We start from the raw sequence: 17855 nt of genomic DNA, 5'->3' as shown, positions 1-17855 counted from the left end.
CGAGAGGACTAGGCCGCCGCCGGCTCCAGCGTCCCGAGCACGGCCGGCAGCGGACCGGGGGCGAGCACCGTCAGCCGCTGGGTGGCCCGGGTCAGCGCCACGTAGAGGTCGTTGAGTCCGCGCACGCCCTCGTCGAGCACGCCCTGCGGGTCCACGACGACCACCGAGTCGAACTCCAGCCCCTTGGCCTCGCCCGGCAGCAGCACGACCGGCCCGAGCGAGGAGTCCGCGTCCGGGCCCGACTGCACGTCCGGTCGCAGCTCCGCCAGTGCCGCGACCACCTCGTCGCGACGGCCCGGCGGCACGACCAGCGCCGTCGTCCCCTCGCCGGCGGCCAGGTCCGCCCCGACCGACGCCGCCCGCGACGCCAGGCCCGACTCGCCGGTCACCTCCGCGACCGGCGGCGGCCCGCCGGTGCGCACCGACCGCGGGGGCGTGAGGCCGGTGCCGGTCGCGGCGAGCACGTCGGCGGCCACGGCCATCACCTCGGCCGGCGTCCGGTAGTTGACGGTCAGCTCCTCCAGCCGCCAGGCGTTGCCGACGTGCGGCGTGAGCACCGCCTCCCACCGGTCGGTGCCGGCCAGGCTGCCGGTCTGCGCGACGTCGCCGACGACGGTCATCGACCGGGTGGGGCAGCGGCGCACCAGCAGCCGCCACGCCATCGGCGAGAGCTCCTGCGCCTCGTCGACCACCACGTGCCCGAAGGTCCAGGTGCGGTCGGCGGCCGCCCGCTCGGCGGTGGTGCGCAGGTCGACCTCGCGCTGCCGGTCGGCGAGGTCCTCGGCCGACAGCAGGTCGCCGGCGCTGAGCACCTCGGCCTCCAGGTGCTCGTCCTCGAGGTCCACCGACCGCGAGCCGTGCAGCACGTCGAGGGTCTCCTGCGCCCGCCGGAGATCGCGCTGCCGGTCGCGGTCGGCGCGGGCCCGCTGCGCGCTGTCGTCGAACCCGAGGAGCTCCTCGGCCTCCTCGAGCAGCGGCACGTCGGCCGGGGTCCACGCCGCTGGGTGGGCGGACGACGGGCGCGGGCGGTGCAGCAGCGCCCGGTCGGCGTCGGACCAACCCGGGGTGGCCGTGGCGATCCGCGCGGGGTCGGCGTAGAGGTCGGTGAGCAGCCGCTCGGGCGTGAGCACCGGCCACAGCCGCGCGAGCAGTGAGCGCACGCCGGGGTCCTGGGCGACCTCGCTCCGCAGCGCGGCGACGTCCTCCCGGTCGAGCAGGTCGGGCCCGGCCTGCACTCCGGCGCCGATGCGGTCGACGTAGCGGCGGGTCAGCAGGTCGACGACCCGGCGCACGAACACCGGCCGGGCCAGGTTGTGCAGCGGGTCGGCCTTGCGGGCGGCGGCCTGCGCCCGGCTGACGTCGATCGGCCGCAGCTTGAGCGGGAAGCCGTCGACGACGACCTCGACCGGCGCGTCGGGCACCACCTGCCGGTCGCGGACGGCGGCGCGCAGCACGTCGACCATCTCCAGCCGTCCCTTGACCGCCGCGGTCTCCGGCGACTCCTCGCCGCGCGCGTCCAGGCCCGGCCGCAGCTGCCCCAGCCCGGCCAGCAGCACGCCGGTCTCGCCGAGGGAGGGCAGCACGTCGGCGATGTAGCGCAGGAAGGTCGGCGTCGGGCCGACGACGAGCAGGCCGCGGCGGGCCAGCCGCTCGCGGTGCGTGTAGAGCAGGTAGGCGGCCCGGTGCAGCGCCACCGCCGTCTTGCCGGTGCCCGGCCCGCCCTGGACGACGAGCACGCCGGCGGCGTCGCTGCGGATGATCCGGTCCTGCTCGGCCTGGATGGTGCGCACGATGTCGGTCATCCGGCCGGTGCGCGAGGCGTCCAGCGCCGACAGCAGCGCCGCCTCGCCGGTCAGCCCCGACCCGGCGATGCCGGTGGTCAGCAGCTCGTCGTCGAGGCGGACGACGGTGCGCCCGCGGGTGCGGATGTGCCGGCGCCGGACGATGCCCAGCGGGTGCACGGGCGTGGCCACGTAGAACGGCCGCGCGGCCGGCGCGCGCCAGTCGACCAGCGCCGGGTCGCCGCCCGCGTCGTCGGCGGGCAGGCCGATGCGGCCGACGTAGAGCGAGCCGCCGTCGTCCTCGCGGTCGATGCGGCCCACGCACAGGCCCGCCTCGGCCGCGTCGAGGGCGACCATCCGCTCCCCGTGGAAGCGGACGGTCGCGTCGCGCTCCTGCAGCGCCTGCGGGTCGACGGCGGGCCAGGTGATCGCCTGCCTCCACCGCTGCTCGGCCAGGGCCCGGGCGGCGTCGAGCCGGGCGTAGAGGTCGCTGACGTACTCCTGCTCGCGGGCCAGTTCTGGGTCGGGGACGACGTCGGACGGGGTGGCCGGCAATGCACTTCCCTCGTGCTCGGGGTGGCGATCGGACCACGCGGTACCGGATGACCGGCACCACGGGCGGCCGTCCATCCTGCGCCGTCGCGGGCCGCGCGTCACGCGTGCGGGCGTGTCGTCTCCCGCACGAGCCCGTCCAGGCGTTCCGCCAGCTCGGCCGGCCGGCTCAGCGCGCACAGGTGCCCGCCCGGCACCTCGTCGACGTCGAGGCCCAGCCGCTCGCGGGCCACCCGCCGCTGCAGGGCCGGCGGGAAGAACCGGTCGTCCCGCCCGGCCAGGACGCGGGTGGACACGTCGGGCCAGGCGCGCAGCGGCCACGGCTCGGCGAACGGCGTGCCCGACTGCGCGAACGGCTCGTCCGCGCCGGCCGCCCAGACCTCCGGCGGGACGTCGTGGGAGAAGTCGGAGTCGACGTCGTCCTCGGGGCGGCCCTGCGCGCGGGCGAGCTCCGCGCGGGCGGCGGCCTGGCCGACCGCCTCCCACCACTCCCCGCCGGTCTCGCCGGGCCGCGGGACCATCGCGTTGAGCAGGACCAGCAGCCGCACCGGCCGGCGCGCGGCCACCAGCGGCGCGGTCAGCCCGCCCATCGACTGCCCGACCACGACGACGTCCCCGTCGCCGTCGTCGTCCCGGGGGCTCCCGGCCGCCGCGTCCAGGGCGGCCGTCGCCACCGCGGCGTAGCGCTCCAGGCCGGCGGCGTCGTCGCCGGCCGGCAGGTCGACGGCCACCGCCCGGTGCCCGCGGCTCGCCAGCTCGGGGACCAGGCGGTGCCAGTACCAGGCGCGGCCGCCGGCGCCGGGGACGAGGAGGAGGGTGCTCACGTCCTCCCGACCGGCGCCGGCCCCCGGACTCATCGGCCCGGTCAGAACAGGGTGCGCAGGGCCTCCGCGAAGGCGTCGGAGACGGCGTCGTCGTCGGCCGAGTTGCCGGAGAACTCGACCGTGCCCGACTCCGGTGCGGCGATGCCGGTGCTGCCGTTGTCGTGGTCGCCGGTCAGGCCGTAGCCGTACTCCACGCCGACCTCCCAGTAGGCCCAGCCGTCGGCCTCGGCGAAGACGTACGTCACCGTCGCGTAGGCGTAGGAGGAGGGCACGGCGGCCTCCGACCAGTCGGCGTAGCCGTCGTCGTCGTAGTCGTAGGCCACGGCGTCGATGAAGCCGTCGTAGTCGCTGTCGGCGCCCCACACGTCGGGGAGGCCGTTGTAGGTCGTGTCGACGCCGACCTCCTCGCTGTAGCCGTCCTCGTCGCTGTCGAAGGCGAACGTGTCGGCCCAGCCGTCCCCGTCGGTGTCGACGGCGACCTGCTCGACGTAGCCGTTCTCGTCCCAGTCGATCGCCCAGGTGTCCTCGTACCCGTCGCCGCTGTCGTCGAAGGCGTACTGGTCGTAGTAGCCGTTGTAGTCCGTGTCGTAGGCGTTGTAGGCGTAGGAGTCGGCCGACGCGGTGCCGGCGGTGCCCAGGACCGTGGCCACCGCGGCCACGGGGACGGCGGTGCGGAGCAGCGTGCGGGTCAGGCGGGTGCGGGTCATGGCAGTGCCTCCTCGGGGGGGAGCCGTGGTCCGGCTCGCTGGGGAGGACGCTCCCGCCCGCCGCCTGCAGGGGACTGGGCCGCGACTGGGGAGCCGGCTTGCAGCCCGTTCCCAGTGCGCCGCCAGCGCCCCGTGGCGGGATGGAGGCGGAGTCAGGGGAGATCCGGAACCTTCCGCAACCCGCAGGACATCTCCCCGTCATCCCGGCTGCCTACCGTCGGGGGCTCCCGGACGACAGGGGAGAAGAGATGACCACGACCGTCACCGAGCGACCGACCGAGCGAACCACCGACCGGGCCACCTGGTCCTGCCCGAACTGCCAGGGCGAGACCACCACGGCCAAGAAGCGCTGCCGCGACTGCGGCACCTCCCGCTGGTGAACCCGGTGCCGGGCCCGTCGTCGCGCCCGGCACCCGGCTGCCGGCGTCTGCGCCCCGGCGCCCCCGCCGGCCGGGCACCTCGCTGACCTGCGGGCCCGCGCCGGTGTGGAGCGGGACGGGGACACAGACGGCGGCGTCCGTTACGGTCGGTCCGGTGAGCGTGATCACGCGGAACTGTGTGCGCGTGAGCGGCCCGCCGACCGGTCGGCCCATGCTGCTGGCACACGGCTTCGGCTGCGACCAGGCGATGTGGCGGGCCGTCGTGCCGTCCTTCTCCGTCGACCACCGGGTCGTCACCTTCGACCACGTCGGCTGCGGCTCGTCCGACGTCGGCGCCTACGACCCGCGGCGCTACGCCTCGCTGGACGGGTACGCCGACGACGTCGTCGCGATCTGCCGCGAGCTCGGCCTCTCCGACGTCGTGCTGGTCGGCCACTCGGTGAGCGCGATGATCGGTGTGCTCGCCGTCCGTCGGGCGCCCGAGCTGTTCGGGGCGCTGGTGATGGTGGGGCCGAGCCCGCGCTACGTCGACGACGACGGCTACACCGGCGGGTTCAGCCGCTCCGACATCGCGGGCCTGCTGGACTCCCTCGACAGCGACCCCGACCTCTGGTCGGCGGCGCTGGCCCCGGTCGTCGCCGGGCCCGGCAACCCCGAGGTCGCCGCGGAGCTGCAGCAGAGCTTCTGCCGCACCGACCCCGGGGTGGCCCGCCAGTTCGCGCGGGTCACGTTCCTCTCCGACAGCCGCGCCGACCTGCCCGCCGTCACCGTGCCCACGCTCGTGCTGCAGTGCACCGACGACACGATCGCGCCCGAGCCGGTCGGCCGGTACGTGCACGCGCACGTGCCCGGCAGCGTCTTCCACCAGCTGGCGGCCACCGGCCACTGCCCGCACCTGTCCGCGCCGGAGGAGACGGTGGCGGCAATCCGGGCGTTCCTCTCGCGGACCTGAGGGAGCACCGGTGGAGGGGGAGCACGGAACGGGCGGGCTGGCGCGGCTGCTGGAGGAGGACCCCGCCGACCTCTACGAGAACGCGCCCTGCGGGTACCTGTCGATGGTCCCGGACGGGCGGGTCGTCAAGGTCAACGGCACCTTCTGCTCCTGGACCGGCCGCGCCCCCGACGAGATCCGCGGCAGCCGGCTGCCGGACCTGCTGAGCGCGGGTGGGCGGGTCTACTACGAGACGCACCTGGCGCCGCTGCTGCGGCTGCAGGGCGCGGTGCGCGAGGTGGCGCTCGACATCGTGCGCGCCGACGGGTCGGTGCTGCCGTGCCTGGTCAACGCCGTCGAGGTCCGCGACGACGAGGGGCGGCCGCTGCTGGTCCGCGCCACCGTCTTCGAGGCCACCTCGCGGCGGCGCTACGAGCGGGCGCTGCTCGCCGCGCAGCGGTCGGCCGAGGAGTCCGAGGCGCGCGCCCGGACGCTGCACCGGGTGGTGTCCGAGCTCGCGGCCGCCGCCTCGCCCGCGGACGTCGCCGACGTCGTCGTCCGCCGGGCGCGGCAGGCGGTGCAGGCCGGCGGCGCCGGACTGTGGCTGGCCGCGGGCGGGCCGGGCCGCCCGGTCGATGGCCGCCCGGTCGATGGCCGCCCGGTCGAGGGCCGGCCGGTGCCGGTCGAGCTCGCCTCGGCCGACGGCCTGGGGCCGGACCTGCTCGAGGCCATGGCCGAGGCCGCCGGCGCGGGCGCGGAGCTGGTGCGCACCGGCGGGGTGCGCACGGTGCCGCTGGGCCCCGGGCTGCGGGGGCGCTGGCCGCTGCTGGCGGAGCTGCTGGCGGAGGCCGGGCAGGAGGCGGTCGTCGTCGTGCCGGTGTCGGCCACCGACGACCGGCACCTCGGGGCGCTGGTGCTCGTCCTCGGCGTCACCGACGACAGCGACCTCATCAGCCTCGCCGAGCCCGGCACGCGGGGGTCGCTCGCGCCCGCCGACGCCGACCTGCTCGCCACCCTCGGCCGCCAGGCCGGGCAGGCGCTGGAGCGGGTCCGGCTGCACGAGGAGACCGCCCGGCAGGCCGCCCGCTCGGCGTTCCTGCTCGACGCCGCGCGGCTGATGGCCGCCGGCCACGGGGTCGCCGAGACCAGCGAGGGCCTCGCCCGGCTGGCGGTGGAGCGGCTGGCCGACATGTGCGTCATCGACCTGGTCACCGAGCAGGGCCTGACCGAGCCGGTGGTCGCGCACGCCGACCCGACGCGCCGGTCGCTCATCGAGGAGCTGCGCGACGTGCACCTGCCGCGCCGCGACGGCTCCCACCCGAGCGTGCAGGCGATGGTCGGCCGCCGGACGGTGTGGCTGCGCGGCATCGACGAGGCCCAGCGGGCGCGGTTCACCTCCGGCCCCGGCCACCTGGCGATCTCGCGGGCGCTGGAGGTCACCGACCTGATCTGCGTGCCGCTGGTGGTCGACAACCAGCCGCTCGGGGTCATCACCCTGGGCAACGACGTCCGGCGCGGCTCGTTCACCGAGGCCGACGTCGACACCGCCGAGCAGCTGGCGCTGCAGATGGCGCAGGGCATGGAGGTCGCCGCGCGCTTCGAGCTGGAGTCGCGGACGTCGCACACGCTGCAGGCGAGCCTGCTGCCGCCGGCACCCCCGCACCTGCCCGGCCTCGCGGTGGCGGCGCGCTACCTGCCGGGCAGCCGCGGCGCCGACGTCGGCGGCGACTTCCACGACGTCGTGCCGCTGCCCGAGGGCGACGTGGCGCTGGCCGTCGGCGACGTCGTCGGCCACGACGTCACCGCCGCCGCCACGATGGGCCAGCTGCGCAGCGTGCACCGCGCGCTGCTGGCCGAGCGGCCGGGCCCGGCCGAGCTGGTCGACCGGCTGCACGGCAGCTGGCCGCTGCTCGGCCTGCCGCGGATGGCCACCGCGCTGTTCGCCCGGCTCGACCCGGCCACCGGCGCGCTGCGTATCGCCTCGGCCGGGCACCTCCCGCCGCTGGTGGTCGCCGGCGGGCGGGCCGAGCTGCTCGACGTCGTCCCCGGCCGGCTGCTCGGCGCGCCGCCGGGCCCGGCGCCGGAGTGGACCGGCGTGCTGGCGCCCGGCGCCACTCTGGTGTTCTACACCGACGGGCTGGTGGAGAGCCGCACGGCCGACCTCGACGACGGCCTGGCCCGGCTGCGCACGGTCGCCGCCGACGCGGCCCGCGACGGCGGGGACGCCGACCCCGGCGTGCTGGCCGACCGGCTGCTCGCCGCGCTCACCGGGCCGCGCCGGGCCGACGACGTCGCGCTGCTGGCCCTGACCCGGCTGCGCTGACCCGGCTGCCCTGACCGGTGGACGCCCGGTCCCCGCGGGCGGACCATCCCCGTAGCGCCGGTCGCGCCGGCGCCCACCCGCGAGGAGGCGGCCGTGGGACCTGAGCCGGGGGACCTGTCCGACGCGCTCGACGGCGCGGGCGCCGACCTGACCGTCTCCGGGGACGCGATGCGCTGGTCACCGGAGCGGGCCGGGGCCGAGCCGCCACCGGTCTTCCCGGGGGCCGACGTCGCCGCCGGGATCGGGGAGTTCCTCGGCTTCGACCCGGCGACCGTCCGCCGGCTGGTGTCCGAGGCGGCCGGGCGGCTGGCGGTCGTCGCGGGCGACGCGGTCGCGGAGCTGCGGCGGCTCGCCGCCGACGCCTTCCCGGGCGACGACCGCTCCTGACCCGCGGGCACGTCGGGTGCGCGGCCGGATGCACGGCCGGATGCGGTCCCGGGAGTGGGACATCCGACACCCCCGCCCGCGGGTGCGACACGTCGGTGACCTGTACAACCGACGGTGACCACTGCCACGCCGACGTGGGAGACCGCATGACCACCGACCAGCTCACCCTGGCGCCCGCGCCACCGTCCGAGGCCGCCGAGCGCGTGCGGCTCGAGGTGCGCCAGTTCCTCGCCGAGGAGCTCGCCGCCGGCAGCTTCAGCACGCACGTCGACACCTGGCTGTCCGGCGTCGACCCGGAGTTCTCCCGCAAGCTCGGCGCCCGCGGCTGGCTCGGCATGACCTGGCCGAAGGAGTACGGCGGCCACGAGCGCACCGCGCAGGAGCGCTACGCCGTCACCGAGGAGCTGCTCGCCGCCGGCGCCCCGGTGGCCGCGCACTGGATCGCCGACCGGCAGTCCGGGCCGAACCTGCTGCGCTACGGCACCGAGGCGCAGCGCAAGGAGATCCTGCCGCGCATCGCCGCGGGGGAGTGCTACTTCGTCATCGGGATGAGCGAGCCCGACAGCGGCTCCGACCTCGCCTCCATCCGCACCCGCGCCACCCGCAACGCCGACGGCGACTTCGTCGTCAACGGCGCGAAGGTCTGGACGAGCAACGCCCACCACTCGCACTACGCGATCGTGCTGGTGCGCACCGGCCCGCCCGGGGAAGGTCCGCGCGGCAAGCACCAGGGGCTCACGCAGCTGCTGGTCGACCTGTCGCTGCCGGGGATCGCCGTCAACCCGATCCGCATCCTCGACGGCGGCCACCACTTCAACGAGGTCGTGTTCAGCGACGTCGTCGTCCCCGGCGACATGCTGCTGGGCACCGAGGGCGCCGGCTGGCACCAGGTGACCGCGGAGCTCGCGTTCGAGCGCTCGGGCCCCGAGCGGTTCCTGTCCACCTGGCCGCTGCTGGCGGAGTTCGGCCGCCGCGCCGCCGCCACGCAGGACCCGGCGCAGCTGGCCACGCTGGGCCGGCTGTCGTCGCGGGCGCTGGCGCTGCGCCAGCTGTCGCTGCGGATCGCCGCGGCGCTGGACCGCGGGGAGCTGCCCGACATCCCGGCCGCGCTGGTCAAGGACGTGGGGACGACGTTCGAGCAGGACGTCGTCGACGAGGTGCGCCGGGTGGCCGACGTGCCGGCGTCGCTGGACAGCCCCGACCCGCTCGGGCGGGCGCTGGCCGAGGCACAGCTGCACGCGCCGGGCTACACGCTGCGCGGCGGCACCAACGAGATCCTCAAGGGGATCGTGGCGCGAGGGCTGGGACTCCGATGAGCGACCAGGACCTGGTGGTCGAGACCGTCCGGGAGATCCTCGCCGGGCACGAGCCGTTCGTGCTCACCGCCGAGCGGTCGTGGGACGAGGGCCTGTGGGCCGCCCTGGCCGAGGCGGGGCTGACCGGCGTCGGGCTGCCCGAGGAGGCCGGCGGGTCCGGTGGGGAGCTCGCCGACGCCGTCGCGGTCGTGCGCACCCTGGCCGCCGGAGCCGGCGCCGTGCCGGTGGCCGAGCAGCTGCTCGTCGCCGGGCCCGCGCTCATGGCCGCCGACCTTGACCTGCCCTCGCCCGACGAGCCGCTGACCGTCGCGTTCGAGGGCACGGTGTCCGCCGAGCCCTCCGACGACGGCGACGGCCCCGGCCGCTTCGTCCTCACCGGCACCGCCACCGACGTCCCGTGGGCCGGCGTGGCGCGGCACGTCGCGGTGCTCGCCACCCCGCCGGCCGGCATCGAAGGCGCGGTGCTCGCCGTCGTCGACGCCTCGGGGCTGACGGCGTCGCGCGCGGTCAACCTCGCCGGGGAGCCGCGTGGCTCGCTCGTGCTCGACGGCGTCGGCGTGCCCGGCGCGCTGCTCAACCCGGCGCGGGCCGCGCAGCTGCGCGCCCGCTACGCGCTGGCCCGCGCGGTGCAGATCTCCGCGGCGCTGCAGCAGGTGCTCGCCTGGACCGTGCAGTACGCCGGCGAGCGGGTGCAGTTCGGCCGGCCGCTGGGCACGTTCCAGGCGATCCAGATGGAGCTCGCGCAGATGGCCGGCGAGGTCACCGCGACCGCCGCGCTCGTCGACGCCGCCGTCCAGGCCCTCGGCCGCGGCGAGGAGACCCTGCCGCTGGCCGCCGCGGCCGCCAAGGTGCGCGCCGGCGAGGCGGTGGAGCGGGTGGCCAAGCTCGCCCACCAGGTGCACGGCGCGATCGGGTTCACCCAGGAGCACCGGCTGCACCACCTCACCCGGCGCTGCTGGTCGTGGCGCGACGAGGCCGGCTCCGAGCTGACCTGGTCCCGCACGCTCGGCGCCGCGCTGGTGGCGGCCGGCCCCGACGACGTCTGGCCGGCCTTCACCGCCGTCGTCTAGGTCCGTCCTCCCGCGTGCCCGGGACGGGTCACACCGTCTCGGGCACGCGCAGGTGGGCGAGGACGAGGTCGAACTCGTCGGCGTCGATGATCGCGACCTTCATGAGGCGGGCGAAGTCGTCGCGGCTGGCGCGCGCGTGGGTGCGGCTGGCCTCCATGCAGTCGCGGTCCTCGAACACCACCGCGGAGGCGGCCAGGCCCTCCTCGCGGTCGAGGAACAGGCTCACGCTGCAGAACCCGGGGTAGTCCTCCATGCGCGGCACCATCACCGAGCGGTAGGCGTCGAGCACCCGGTCGACGGCGGCGGGCTCCATGCGGAACCAGGTCACCCGGCAGCCGGCGCCCGACGGCGACTCGGAGCGGCGGTGCATGACCGCGACCTCCCAGTCGTGCACCTCGGGCGGGCCGCCGAACACCGACGCGGCGCGCTCGCGCAGCCCGCGGACGGCGTCGGCGCTGTTCCGCATGGCGGCGAGGTCGCGCCAGGAGGAGGTGACGATGCACCGGCCGGTCGCCCGGTCGGCCAGCATCGACATCCCCATGCAGCCGGGCATCGCGGTGATCGCGGGCATGACCTCGTCGCAGACGTGGGCGATGCCGTCGTCGATGGTGGCGGGCGCACCGGTGAGCGTGGTCGAGCGTGCGTACATGCCGTCCTCCTGTCGCAGACGGCGGCGCCCGCGCGGCACCGCCGCCCGGTCAGCGTGCTCGCTCTCGCCGATCACCGGGAGCGCCTGCGGGACGCGCCCGGGACGTCCGTGACCCACCGTGCACCGGCTGGTGCGGTGTGCAGTGGCTCACAGCCGGGTGATGTCCTCGCTGCGTCCGCGCGGCCCGTGGCGCGGGGGCCTCCGCCCGCTGGCCATGACCAGCCCGAGCACCCGTAGCGGTGCGGGCGGTGCGGCGCGAGCAGCTCGAGCATCGCGGCGTCGTCGGCCCGCCTGCGGCCCGCGAGCACCCAGGCGACGAGGGAGGGGATGCCGCTGTCGCCGGGGATGACGGCGTCGCGGTCGCCCCAGGTCAGCGCGGCCAGGCAGCCGGTGGTCCACGGGCCGACGCCCGGGACGGCGCGCAGCGCGGCCGTCCCCGCGGCGACGTCGCCGTCGGCGAGGTCCTGGTGCCGGACCAGCGCGACGGCGGCGGTGACGAGCGTCTGCGCGCGCCGGCGCTCGAGGCCCGCGAGGTGCAGCTGCGGCGTCGACAGCCGGCCGACGACCTCCGGCGCGGGCGGCACCCACAGGCCGGGGACGCCGGGCGCCGGGGAGCCGTGCGCGGTGACCAGGCGGCGCCACTGGTCGGCGGCGTCGGCGCGGCTGACCCGCTGCTGCACGACCAGGCAGGCCAGGTCGTGCCAGAGCGTCCCGGTGCGGGCGATGCGCCGGCGGCGGTGCCGGCGCCAGAGGTCGCGCAGCGGCGGCGTGGCGGGGTCGAAGCCGGTCACGTCGTCCTCGCAGCCGAGCAGGCGGGGCGCGCGCTCGAGCAGCCAGCCGGCGCCGTCGCCGTGCGCCTCGACCCGCGCGCTGCCGCCGTCCCAGGTGACGACGACGGCGCCGGGGCCCTCGGGCGTCCAGGTGGCGCGCTCGAACCGGCTCGACCCCACCCGCACCGTCGGGTCGCCGGGCAGCCAGGCGACCGCGCCGAGGGTGGCAGCGAGGTCGACGTCGCCGATGGGGACGGTCCGCACCATCGCCGGTCCGGGGTCCTCGGGCACCTGCCGATACTGCACCCGTGACGACCGCTCTCGTCCTCGTCCACGACGCCGACCCCTCCCGCGGGCACCGTCTCGTGGGCACCCTCCGCCCGGCGCTGGAGGCCCAGGGGCTGGAGGTCGTCGTCGGCACGACCGTCGGACCCTCGCCCCTGATGACCGAGCTGCCCGACCCGGCGGCGCTGCGCACGGTGGTGGTCATGGGGTCCGGCGCGGCCGCCTACGACGACACCGTCCCGTGGCTGGCCGGCGAGCTCGCCTACCTGCGCTGGGCGGTCGCCGTCGGGACGCCGGTGCTCGGTGTCTGCTTCGGCGGGCAGGCGCTGTCGCGGGTGCTCGGCGGGGAGGTGGCGCAGGCGCCGGCCGGCGAGCACGGCTTCCTCGACGTCGCGACCGCCGACCCCGCGCTGGTCCCGGCCGGGCCGTGGTTCGAGTACCACGGCGACCGGTTCACCGTGCCGCCCGGCGCGGTGGAGGTGGCCCGCACAGGCCGCGCGGTGCAGGCGTTCGTCCGCGGCCCGCACCTGGGCGTGCAGTTCCACCCGGAGATCGACCCGGGCGCCTTCTCCGCGTGGGAGGAGACCTGGGAGCTGACAGGCCCGCCGCCGCCGGAGGCCGCCGCGCTGGTGCCTGCGCTGCGTCGGGAGATCGCCGAGCGGGCACCGGAGTCGGCCGCGGCCTGCGCCCGGCTGGTGGAGGCGTTCCTCGCCCGCGCGGAGGAGCTCCGCCCGGCCGCCTGAGCGTTCGGCAGGATGCCGTCCCGTGAGCGCTGACCTGCACGGGCACACCCACCGCCTCGACCTCGACGACGCCACCGTCCGCGAGTGGGACGCCACCGTCGTCGCCGCGGACCCCGAGCAGGGGATCGTGCTGGACCGGTCGGCGTTCTACCCCGGCGGCGGCGGGCAGCCGCCGGACGAGGGCGTGCTGCTGTGGGGCGGGGTGCGCACCCGGATCGCCGGCACGCGCAAGGGCGACGAGCTGTACCTGGTCCCGGTCGAGGGCGACCCGCTGCCGCCGCCCGGGACGGCGGTGCGGGGTGCGCTCGACGACGAGCGGCGCACCGCGCTGATGCGCACCCACTCGGGGCTGCACGTGCTCACCGGCGTCGTGCTGCGCGACTTCGGCGCGAAGGTCACCGGCGGCAACATGGAGCCGCTGACCGCACGGATGGACTTCGACCTCCCCGAGGTGCCGGCCGACTTCCGCGACCGCATCGCCGAGGCGGTGAACGCCGAGATCGCCGCCGACCGGCGCATCGAGGTGCGCACGCTGCCCCGCGCGGAGGCCTACGCCATCCCGGACCTCATCCGCACCGCGACCGACCTGCTGCCGCCCGACATCGAGCAGGTGCGGATCGTCGACATCGTCGGCCTGGACCTGCAGGCCGACGGCGGCACGCACGTGGCCTCGACGGCGATGGTCGGCCGGGTCGAGGTGGTGAAGCTGGAGAACAAGGGACGCGGGTTCCGTCGGCTCCGGATCCGGATCGTCTGAGGTCTGCTTGATCGACGAGCGCCCTGTCCGGAGCGGTTCTAGTCTCCGGTCGTGGCGAGGACCGGCTCGGCACCGGCGGCGCAGACCGCCCATGCGTGGCTCAGGCGAGCTCTGGTGCTCGTCGGTCTCGTCGCGTGCCTGTACGCGGTCCTGCTCGCCGTCTCCGACTCCCGGGCGCGGGCCGAGGACCCGCTCGCGCCGGTCGGCGGTGTGCTCGGGGGAGTGGCCGAGGTCGCGACCGAGCCGGCCGCGGAGGTCGTCGCTCCGGTGGTCGAGGAGGTCGCGCAGCCGGCCGCCGAGCCGGTGGTCGAGCCGGTCGAGGCCGTCGTCGCACCGGTCGCCGGCGTTCCCGCGGGAACGCCCGAGCCGGTGGCCGAGGTGGTGGCCCCGGTCGTCGACGCCGTGACCGAGCCGGTGACGGAGGCCGTCGCTCCGGTCGTCGAGGCCGTCGCCGACGTTCCCGCGGAGACGCTGCAGCCGGTCGTCGACGAGGTCACCGAGACCGTCGCCGGCGTTCCCGCGGGAACGTCGCAGCCGATGGCGGAGGCGGTCGCGCCGGTGGTGGACGCGGTGACCGAGCCGGCGACCGAGGTGGTGGCCCCGGTCGTCGAGGAGGTCGTGCCGCCCGCCGTCGAGCCGGTGACCGAGGTGGTCGGGGCCGTCGTCGAGCCGGTCCGGGGCGTTCCCGCGGGAACGCCTGCGTCCGTGACCGACGTGGTGGCTCCGGTCGTCGAGGCCGTCGTGGAGCCGGTGGTCGAGGTGGTCGTGCCGCCGGTGATCGCGCCGGTCGCCGAGGTGGTCCCGCCGGTCGTGGACGAGGTCGTCGTGCCGGTGGTCGAGGTCGTGGTCCCGCCGGTCGTGGACGAGGTCGTCGTGCCGGTGGTCGAGGTCGTGGCCCCGGTGGTGGAGACCGTGGTGCCGCCGGTGGTGCAGCCGGTGACCGGAGTCGTTCCGCCAGTCCTGAAGCCGGTCGGGGCGCCGGTTGCCCGGGGCGTCACGCCCGTGGTCGACGCCGTGGTGAAGCCGGTGCTCCGCGGTGTCGTGCCGCCCGTGGCCCGCGTCGTGGACCCCGTCGTCGACACCGTCGTGCCGCCGGTGGTCGAGGTCGTCACGCCGGTGGTGGACGCCGTTGTGCCGCCCGTGCTCGAGGTCGTGACCCCGGTGGTCGACGCCGTGGTGCCGCCCGTGGTCGAGGTCGTCGTGCGGGTGGTGGACGCCGTGGTGCCGCCGGTGACCGAGGTCCTCGTGCCCATCGTCGAGGTCCTGCCCCCGGTGGACGCCGTCGTGCCCCCGGTGGTGGACGCCGTCGTGCCGCCAGTGGTCGACGCCGTCGTCCCGCCGGTCGTCGAGGTGCTGGCCCCGGTCGTCGGGACGGTCGCGCAGCCCGCGCTCACCCCCGTCGTCGAGACGGTCGTGCCGCCCGCGCTCGCCCCCGCCGTCGCGCCGGTGATCGACGTCGTGGCTCCCGTCGCCGCCCCTGTCGTGCAGCCGGTCGTCGAGGTCGAGGCCCCGATCGCTGCTCCGGTGTTGCAGCCGGTAGCCGCTCCGGTCGCCGCGCCGGTCACCACGGCCGGGACGTCCGCGGGCCAGCCCGTCGTCACCACGGCCCCCACGGCCACCGCGGCCGCCGCACCGACCCCGGCCGCCACCGTCGTCCTCTCGACGTCGACGGTGGCCGCTCCGGCAGCCGCTCCGCCCGTCCCGACCTCCGTCCCGGCCGACGTCCGGACGATGGCCGTCCGCTCGATCGCCGAGGCTGTCGCCCCGCTCACCGCGGACCTCACCGCGCCGGCGGCACCGCACCCGGCGGGGCACCACCGCACCCCGGCACCGGCGCCGCTCCCGCTGCCGACCTCGCCCGCCGGTGACACCGGCACCATGCCGCCCGTCGCGCCCAGCGCGCCGTCGGGCTCCTCGCAGTCCTCGTCCGGTGGGCCCGCGGCCGTGGCCGCCGTCCTCTCGGCGGGGCTCCCGGCACCGGGCGCCTTCGAGCTCCTCGTGCCCGCGCCGGCCCCGGCGGTCGCGTCGGCCTACCTGCGCGACCCCTCCTTCTCGCCCGACTGACCTCCTCGCCAGGCGCGCACCAGCCGCCGGCCGGGTCCGGGTCCTGCCCGCACCACATCGCCGCGCTGGGCGCTGCCTCCCGGGTGTGACCCCGTCCTGGCCTCCGGCTGGGCCGGGGCCACCGGGCGGGGAGGTATCGGGGCTGGGGGTTCCACGCACGGCCGCGCCGTCGGGGCACCCCTGACCTCCCCGCCCGATCCTCAGGCCGACGGAGGCGGTGGGTGCACCGCCGCCTCCGTCGACCTCTCGGCGGACACGTCGGCGACGTCGACAGGCCACCCGTTCGACACGGAGATGTGCTGTCATGACGTCATGACGACTCGTCCGACGCTGGACCCGCGACGGGAGGACGCGACGGTCGTCAAGGTCCACGGCTCCCGGTTCCTGCTCGAGTGGCTCGACCTCGGGACCCTCGCGCACGCCGCGCTCGACCGGCCCCGCGACGAGCAGCCCGGGCCGGAGGCCCCGGCCGCCGCCTGATCGCGCGGGAGATCCCCCCGGGCCGCGGATCCATCGGGCACAGTGCCGCCCATGACGGTCGTCCTGGTCGTGATCGGCGTGACGGTGCTCTTCTGCCTCGGTGCGAATGCGCTGATGAACCGCCTGCGCACGCCCCACCACCGGCCACGCCACCGCTGCAGCAGCGGTGGTGGCGACGGCGGCTCCTGGTACGGCGGTGACGGCTACGACGGCGGCTCGCACTCGCATTCCGACAGCGGCTGGGGCGGCGGCGACGGCGGTGGCGGCGGGGACGGCGGCGGAGGCGGTGGCGGCGGCGACTGAGCGCCGCCGAGCCGGAGGTCCCTGGCGGGCACGAGCCGGATGCGGGACCGTTCCGCCATGACGGCAGTCGTGGTGATCGCCGCGGTGGCGGTGGTCCTCCTCCTGGCACTGGCGCAGCAGCGCAACCGCGTCCGCGCGGAACGGCGGGGCGGCTCCTGGGACGCCGCCGGCGGCTACGGCGTCGGCCGCGGCCACTCCGGCCGCTACCTGGCGGGCGGCGCCGCCGGTTACACCGCCGCCGACGGCGGCGGCGGTGGCTTCGACGCCGGCGGTGGTGGCGGGGGAGGGGACGGCGGAGGCGGCTGCTGACCGCCCCCGCCGACCGGGCTCAGGACTGCCGCTCCTCGTCGGGGCGGTGGCCGATCCCGCCCGGGCCGTGCGACTCCGGCACCTCCTCGCCGGGCGCCACCGGACCGGGCGGCGTCCCGTCCCCGAACGGTGAGCCGCCGAGCTCCTCGCGCCCGTGCGGGGTCAGCCAGTTGCGGGTGTCGGGCCCCATCGGGATGACCTGCGTCGGGTTGATGTCGGCGTGCACCACGTAGTAGTGCTCCTTGATCTGCGGGAAGTCGGTGGTGTCCCCGAACCCCGGCGTCTGGAACAGGTCGCGCGCGTAGCCCCACAGCGCCGGCATCTCGGAGAGCTTCTGCCGGTTGGCCTTGAAGTGGCCGTGGTAGACGGCGTCGAAGCGGGCCAGCGTGGTGAACAGCCGGACGTCGGCCTCGGTGATCGTGTCGCCCATGAGGTAGCGCTGCGTCGTCAGCCGCTCCTCGAGCCAGTCCAGCGCCGTCCACAGCCTCTCGTAGGCCGCGTCGTAGGCGTCCTGCGAGCCGGCGAACCCGCACCGGTACACGCCGTTGTTGACCTCCGTGTACACGCGCTTCATGACGGCGTCCATCTCGTCCCGGAGGTGTTCGGGGTAGAGGTCGGGGGCGCCGTCGCGGTGGTGCGCCGTCCACTCGGTGGAGAAGTCGAGCGTCATCTGCATGAAGTCGTTGGTGACGACGGCCTTCGTCGGCAGGTCCACCATCGCCGGCACCGTGATGCCGCGCGGGTACTCCGGGTCGCGGGCGAAGAAGGCCTCCTGCAGCCGCTCGTAGCCCAGCACCGGGTCGCGGCCGCCGGGGTCGAGGTCGAAGGTCCAGCTGCGCTCGTCGTGCGTGGGTCCGCAGATGCCCATCGAGAAGGCCTGCTCCAGCCCGAGCAGCCGGCGCACGATCGCCGCGCGGTTGGCCCAGGGGCACGCCCGCGCGATGACCAGCCGGTACCGGTCGGCCTCCACGGGCCAGGGGCTCGACCCGTCGGCGGTGATCCGGTCGGTGATGTAGTTCGTGTCGCGGCTGTACTCCTGGCCGCTGGTGACGTACCCGGATCCGCTGTTGTCGCTCACGTGATCAAGGGTCGCCGACCCGGGGCGCGACCGCCCGCCGGACGGTCGCGATCCGCAACTCACCCGCAACGTCCGGTTGCGCCAGCGGAAGCACAGGTGTCCGGAGCGGAGTCGTGCTCTGCCCACGGGGGCGGGGCACAGCACGA

General features: G+C 76.5%; 18 protein-coding genes. 12 read left to right on the top strand and 6 right to left on the bottom strand.

Annotated features, from left to right (window positions below; all coding sequences use genetic code 11):
- Window positions 1-8: 8 nt before the first annotated feature.
- From WA616_RS15775 to WA616_RS15765, 3 genes are all read right to left on the bottom strand, one after another.
- On the bottom strand, window positions 9-2336 hold the full coding sequence (locus tag WA616_RS15775) for a HelD family protein (RefSeq protein WP_336031270.1): 2328 nt from the start codon (window positions 2334-2336) through the stop codon (window positions 9-11).
- A 98-nt stretch (window positions 2337-2434) separates the two neighbouring features.
- The gene (locus WA616_RS15770; RefSeq protein WP_336031269.1) at window positions 2435-3157 is read right to left on the bottom strand and encodes an alpha/beta fold hydrolase; all 723 of its coding nucleotides are present in this window, start codon (window positions 3155-3157) and stop codon (window positions 2435-2437) included.
- Between the two features lie 41 nt (window positions 3158-3198).
- On the bottom strand, window positions 3199-3864 hold the full coding sequence (locus WA616_RS15765) for a hypothetical protein (RefSeq protein ID WP_336031268.1): 666 nt from the start codon (window positions 3862-3864) through the stop codon (window positions 3199-3201).
- A 248-nt stretch (window positions 3865-4112) separates the two neighbouring features.
- Between WA616_RS15765 and WA616_RS15760 the strand changes: the two genes are divergently transcribed.
- The 6 genes from WA616_RS15760 (at window position 4113) to WA616_RS15735 (ending at window position 10271) form a co-directional block, all read left to right on the top strand.
- Window positions 4113-4244, top strand: coding sequence for a hypothetical protein (locus WA616_RS15760; RefSeq protein WP_281248085.1), 132 nt, complete (start codon window positions 4113-4115; stop codon window positions 4242-4244).
- A gap of 211 nt (window positions 4245-4455) precedes the next feature.
- A complete protein-coding gene (locus WA616_RS15755) occupies window positions 4456-5196 on the top strand; it encodes an alpha/beta fold hydrolase (RefSeq protein ID WP_336031267.1) in 741 nt (246 codons plus the stop codon).
- A 10-nt stretch (window positions 5197-5206) separates the two neighbouring features.
- Window positions 5207-7498: a SpoIIE family protein phosphatase gene (locus tag WA616_RS15750; protein ID WP_336031265.1), complete on the top strand. Its 2292-nt coding sequence runs from the start codon at window positions 5207-5209 to the stop codon at window positions 7496-7498.
- Between the two features lie 93 nt (window positions 7499-7591).
- Window positions 7592-7885 (top strand): hypothetical protein, encoded by a 294-nt coding sequence (locus WA616_RS15745; RefSeq protein ID WP_336031263.1) that lies wholly within the window; start codon window positions 7592-7594, stop codon window positions 7883-7885.
- Window positions 7886-8031: 146 nt separating this feature from the next.
- Window positions 8032-9201 (top strand): acyl-CoA dehydrogenase family protein, encoded by a 1170-nt coding sequence (locus WA616_RS15740; RefSeq protein WP_336031262.1) that lies wholly within the window; start codon window positions 8032-8034, stop codon window positions 9199-9201.
- Window positions 9198-10271, top strand: coding sequence for an acyl-CoA dehydrogenase family protein (locus WA616_RS15735; RefSeq protein WP_336031261.1), 1074 nt, complete (start codon window positions 9198-9200; stop codon window positions 10269-10271). Before WA616_RS15740 ends, WA616_RS15735 begins: the two co-directional genes overlap by 4 nt.
- A 28-nt stretch (window positions 10272-10299) precedes the next feature.
- Here the strand turns inward: WA616_RS15735 and WA616_RS15730 are convergent, their stop codons facing one another.
- Window positions 10300-10920 carry an antibiotic biosynthesis monooxygenase gene (locus WA616_RS15730; protein WP_336031260.1) on the bottom strand — a complete coding sequence of 207 codons (621 nt, stop codon included), beginning with the start codon at window positions 10918-10920 and terminating at the stop codon, window positions 10300-10302.
- Window positions 10921-10991: 71 nt separating this feature from the next.
- A complete protein-coding gene (locus tag WA616_RS15725) occupies window positions 10992-11996 on the bottom strand; it encodes a DNA-3-methyladenine glycosylase family protein (RefSeq protein ID WP_336031258.1) in 1005 nt (334 codons plus the stop codon).
- Between the two features lie 2 nt (window positions 11997-11998).
- Between WA616_RS15725 and WA616_RS15720 the strand changes: the two genes are divergently transcribed.
- The 6 genes from WA616_RS15720 (at window position 11999) to WA616_RS15695 (ending at window position 16631) form a co-directional block, all read left to right on the top strand.
- Window positions 11999-12718 (top strand): type 1 glutamine amidotransferase, encoded by a 720-nt coding sequence (locus WA616_RS15720; protein WP_336031257.1) that lies wholly within the window; start codon window positions 11999-12001, stop codon window positions 12716-12718.
- Window positions 12719-12740: 22 nt separating this feature from the next.
- Window positions 12741-13475, top strand: coding sequence for an alanyl-tRNA editing protein (locus WA616_RS15715; protein ID WP_336031256.1), 735 nt, complete (start codon window positions 12741-12743; stop codon window positions 13473-13475).
- Window positions 13476-13589: 114 nt separating this feature from the next.
- Entirely contained in the window at window positions 13590-15539 is a 1950-nt protein-coding gene (locus WA616_RS15710; protein WP_336031255.1) for a hypothetical protein, read from the top strand.
- Between the two features lie 312 nt (window positions 15540-15851).
- Entirely contained in the window at window positions 15852-16019 is a 168-nt protein-coding gene (locus WA616_RS15705; protein ID WP_336031254.1) for a hypothetical protein, read from the top strand.
- A gap of 51 nt (window positions 16020-16070) precedes the next feature.
- On the top strand, window positions 16071-16322 hold the full coding sequence (locus tag WA616_RS15700; RefSeq protein ID WP_336031251.1) for a hypothetical protein: 252 nt from the start codon (window positions 16071-16073) through the stop codon (window positions 16320-16322).
- Window positions 16323-16379: 57 nt separating this feature from the next.
- Window positions 16380-16631 (top strand): hypothetical protein, encoded by a 252-nt coding sequence (locus WA616_RS15695; RefSeq protein WP_139252947.1) that lies wholly within the window; start codon window positions 16380-16382, stop codon window positions 16629-16631.
- A 19-nt stretch (window positions 16632-16650) separates the two neighbouring features.
- Here the strand turns inward: WA616_RS15695 and WA616_RS15690 are convergent, their stop codons facing one another.
- On the bottom strand, window positions 16651-17709 hold the full coding sequence (locus WA616_RS15690; RefSeq protein ID WP_336031249.1) for a glutathione S-transferase family protein: 1059 nt from the start codon (window positions 17707-17709) through the stop codon (window positions 16651-16653).
- Window positions 17710-17855 lie beyond the last annotated feature (146 nt).

It is taken from the genome of Geodermatophilus sp. FMUSA9-8 (assembly GCF_037034165.1).
GTDB classification, from domain to species: Bacteria; Actinomycetota; Actinomycetes; order Mycobacteriales; family Geodermatophilaceae; genus Geodermatophilus; species Geodermatophilus nigrescens.
Note: the sequence above shows the minus strand (reverse complement) of the source record. Positions and strands in the feature narration are given on the sequence as shown.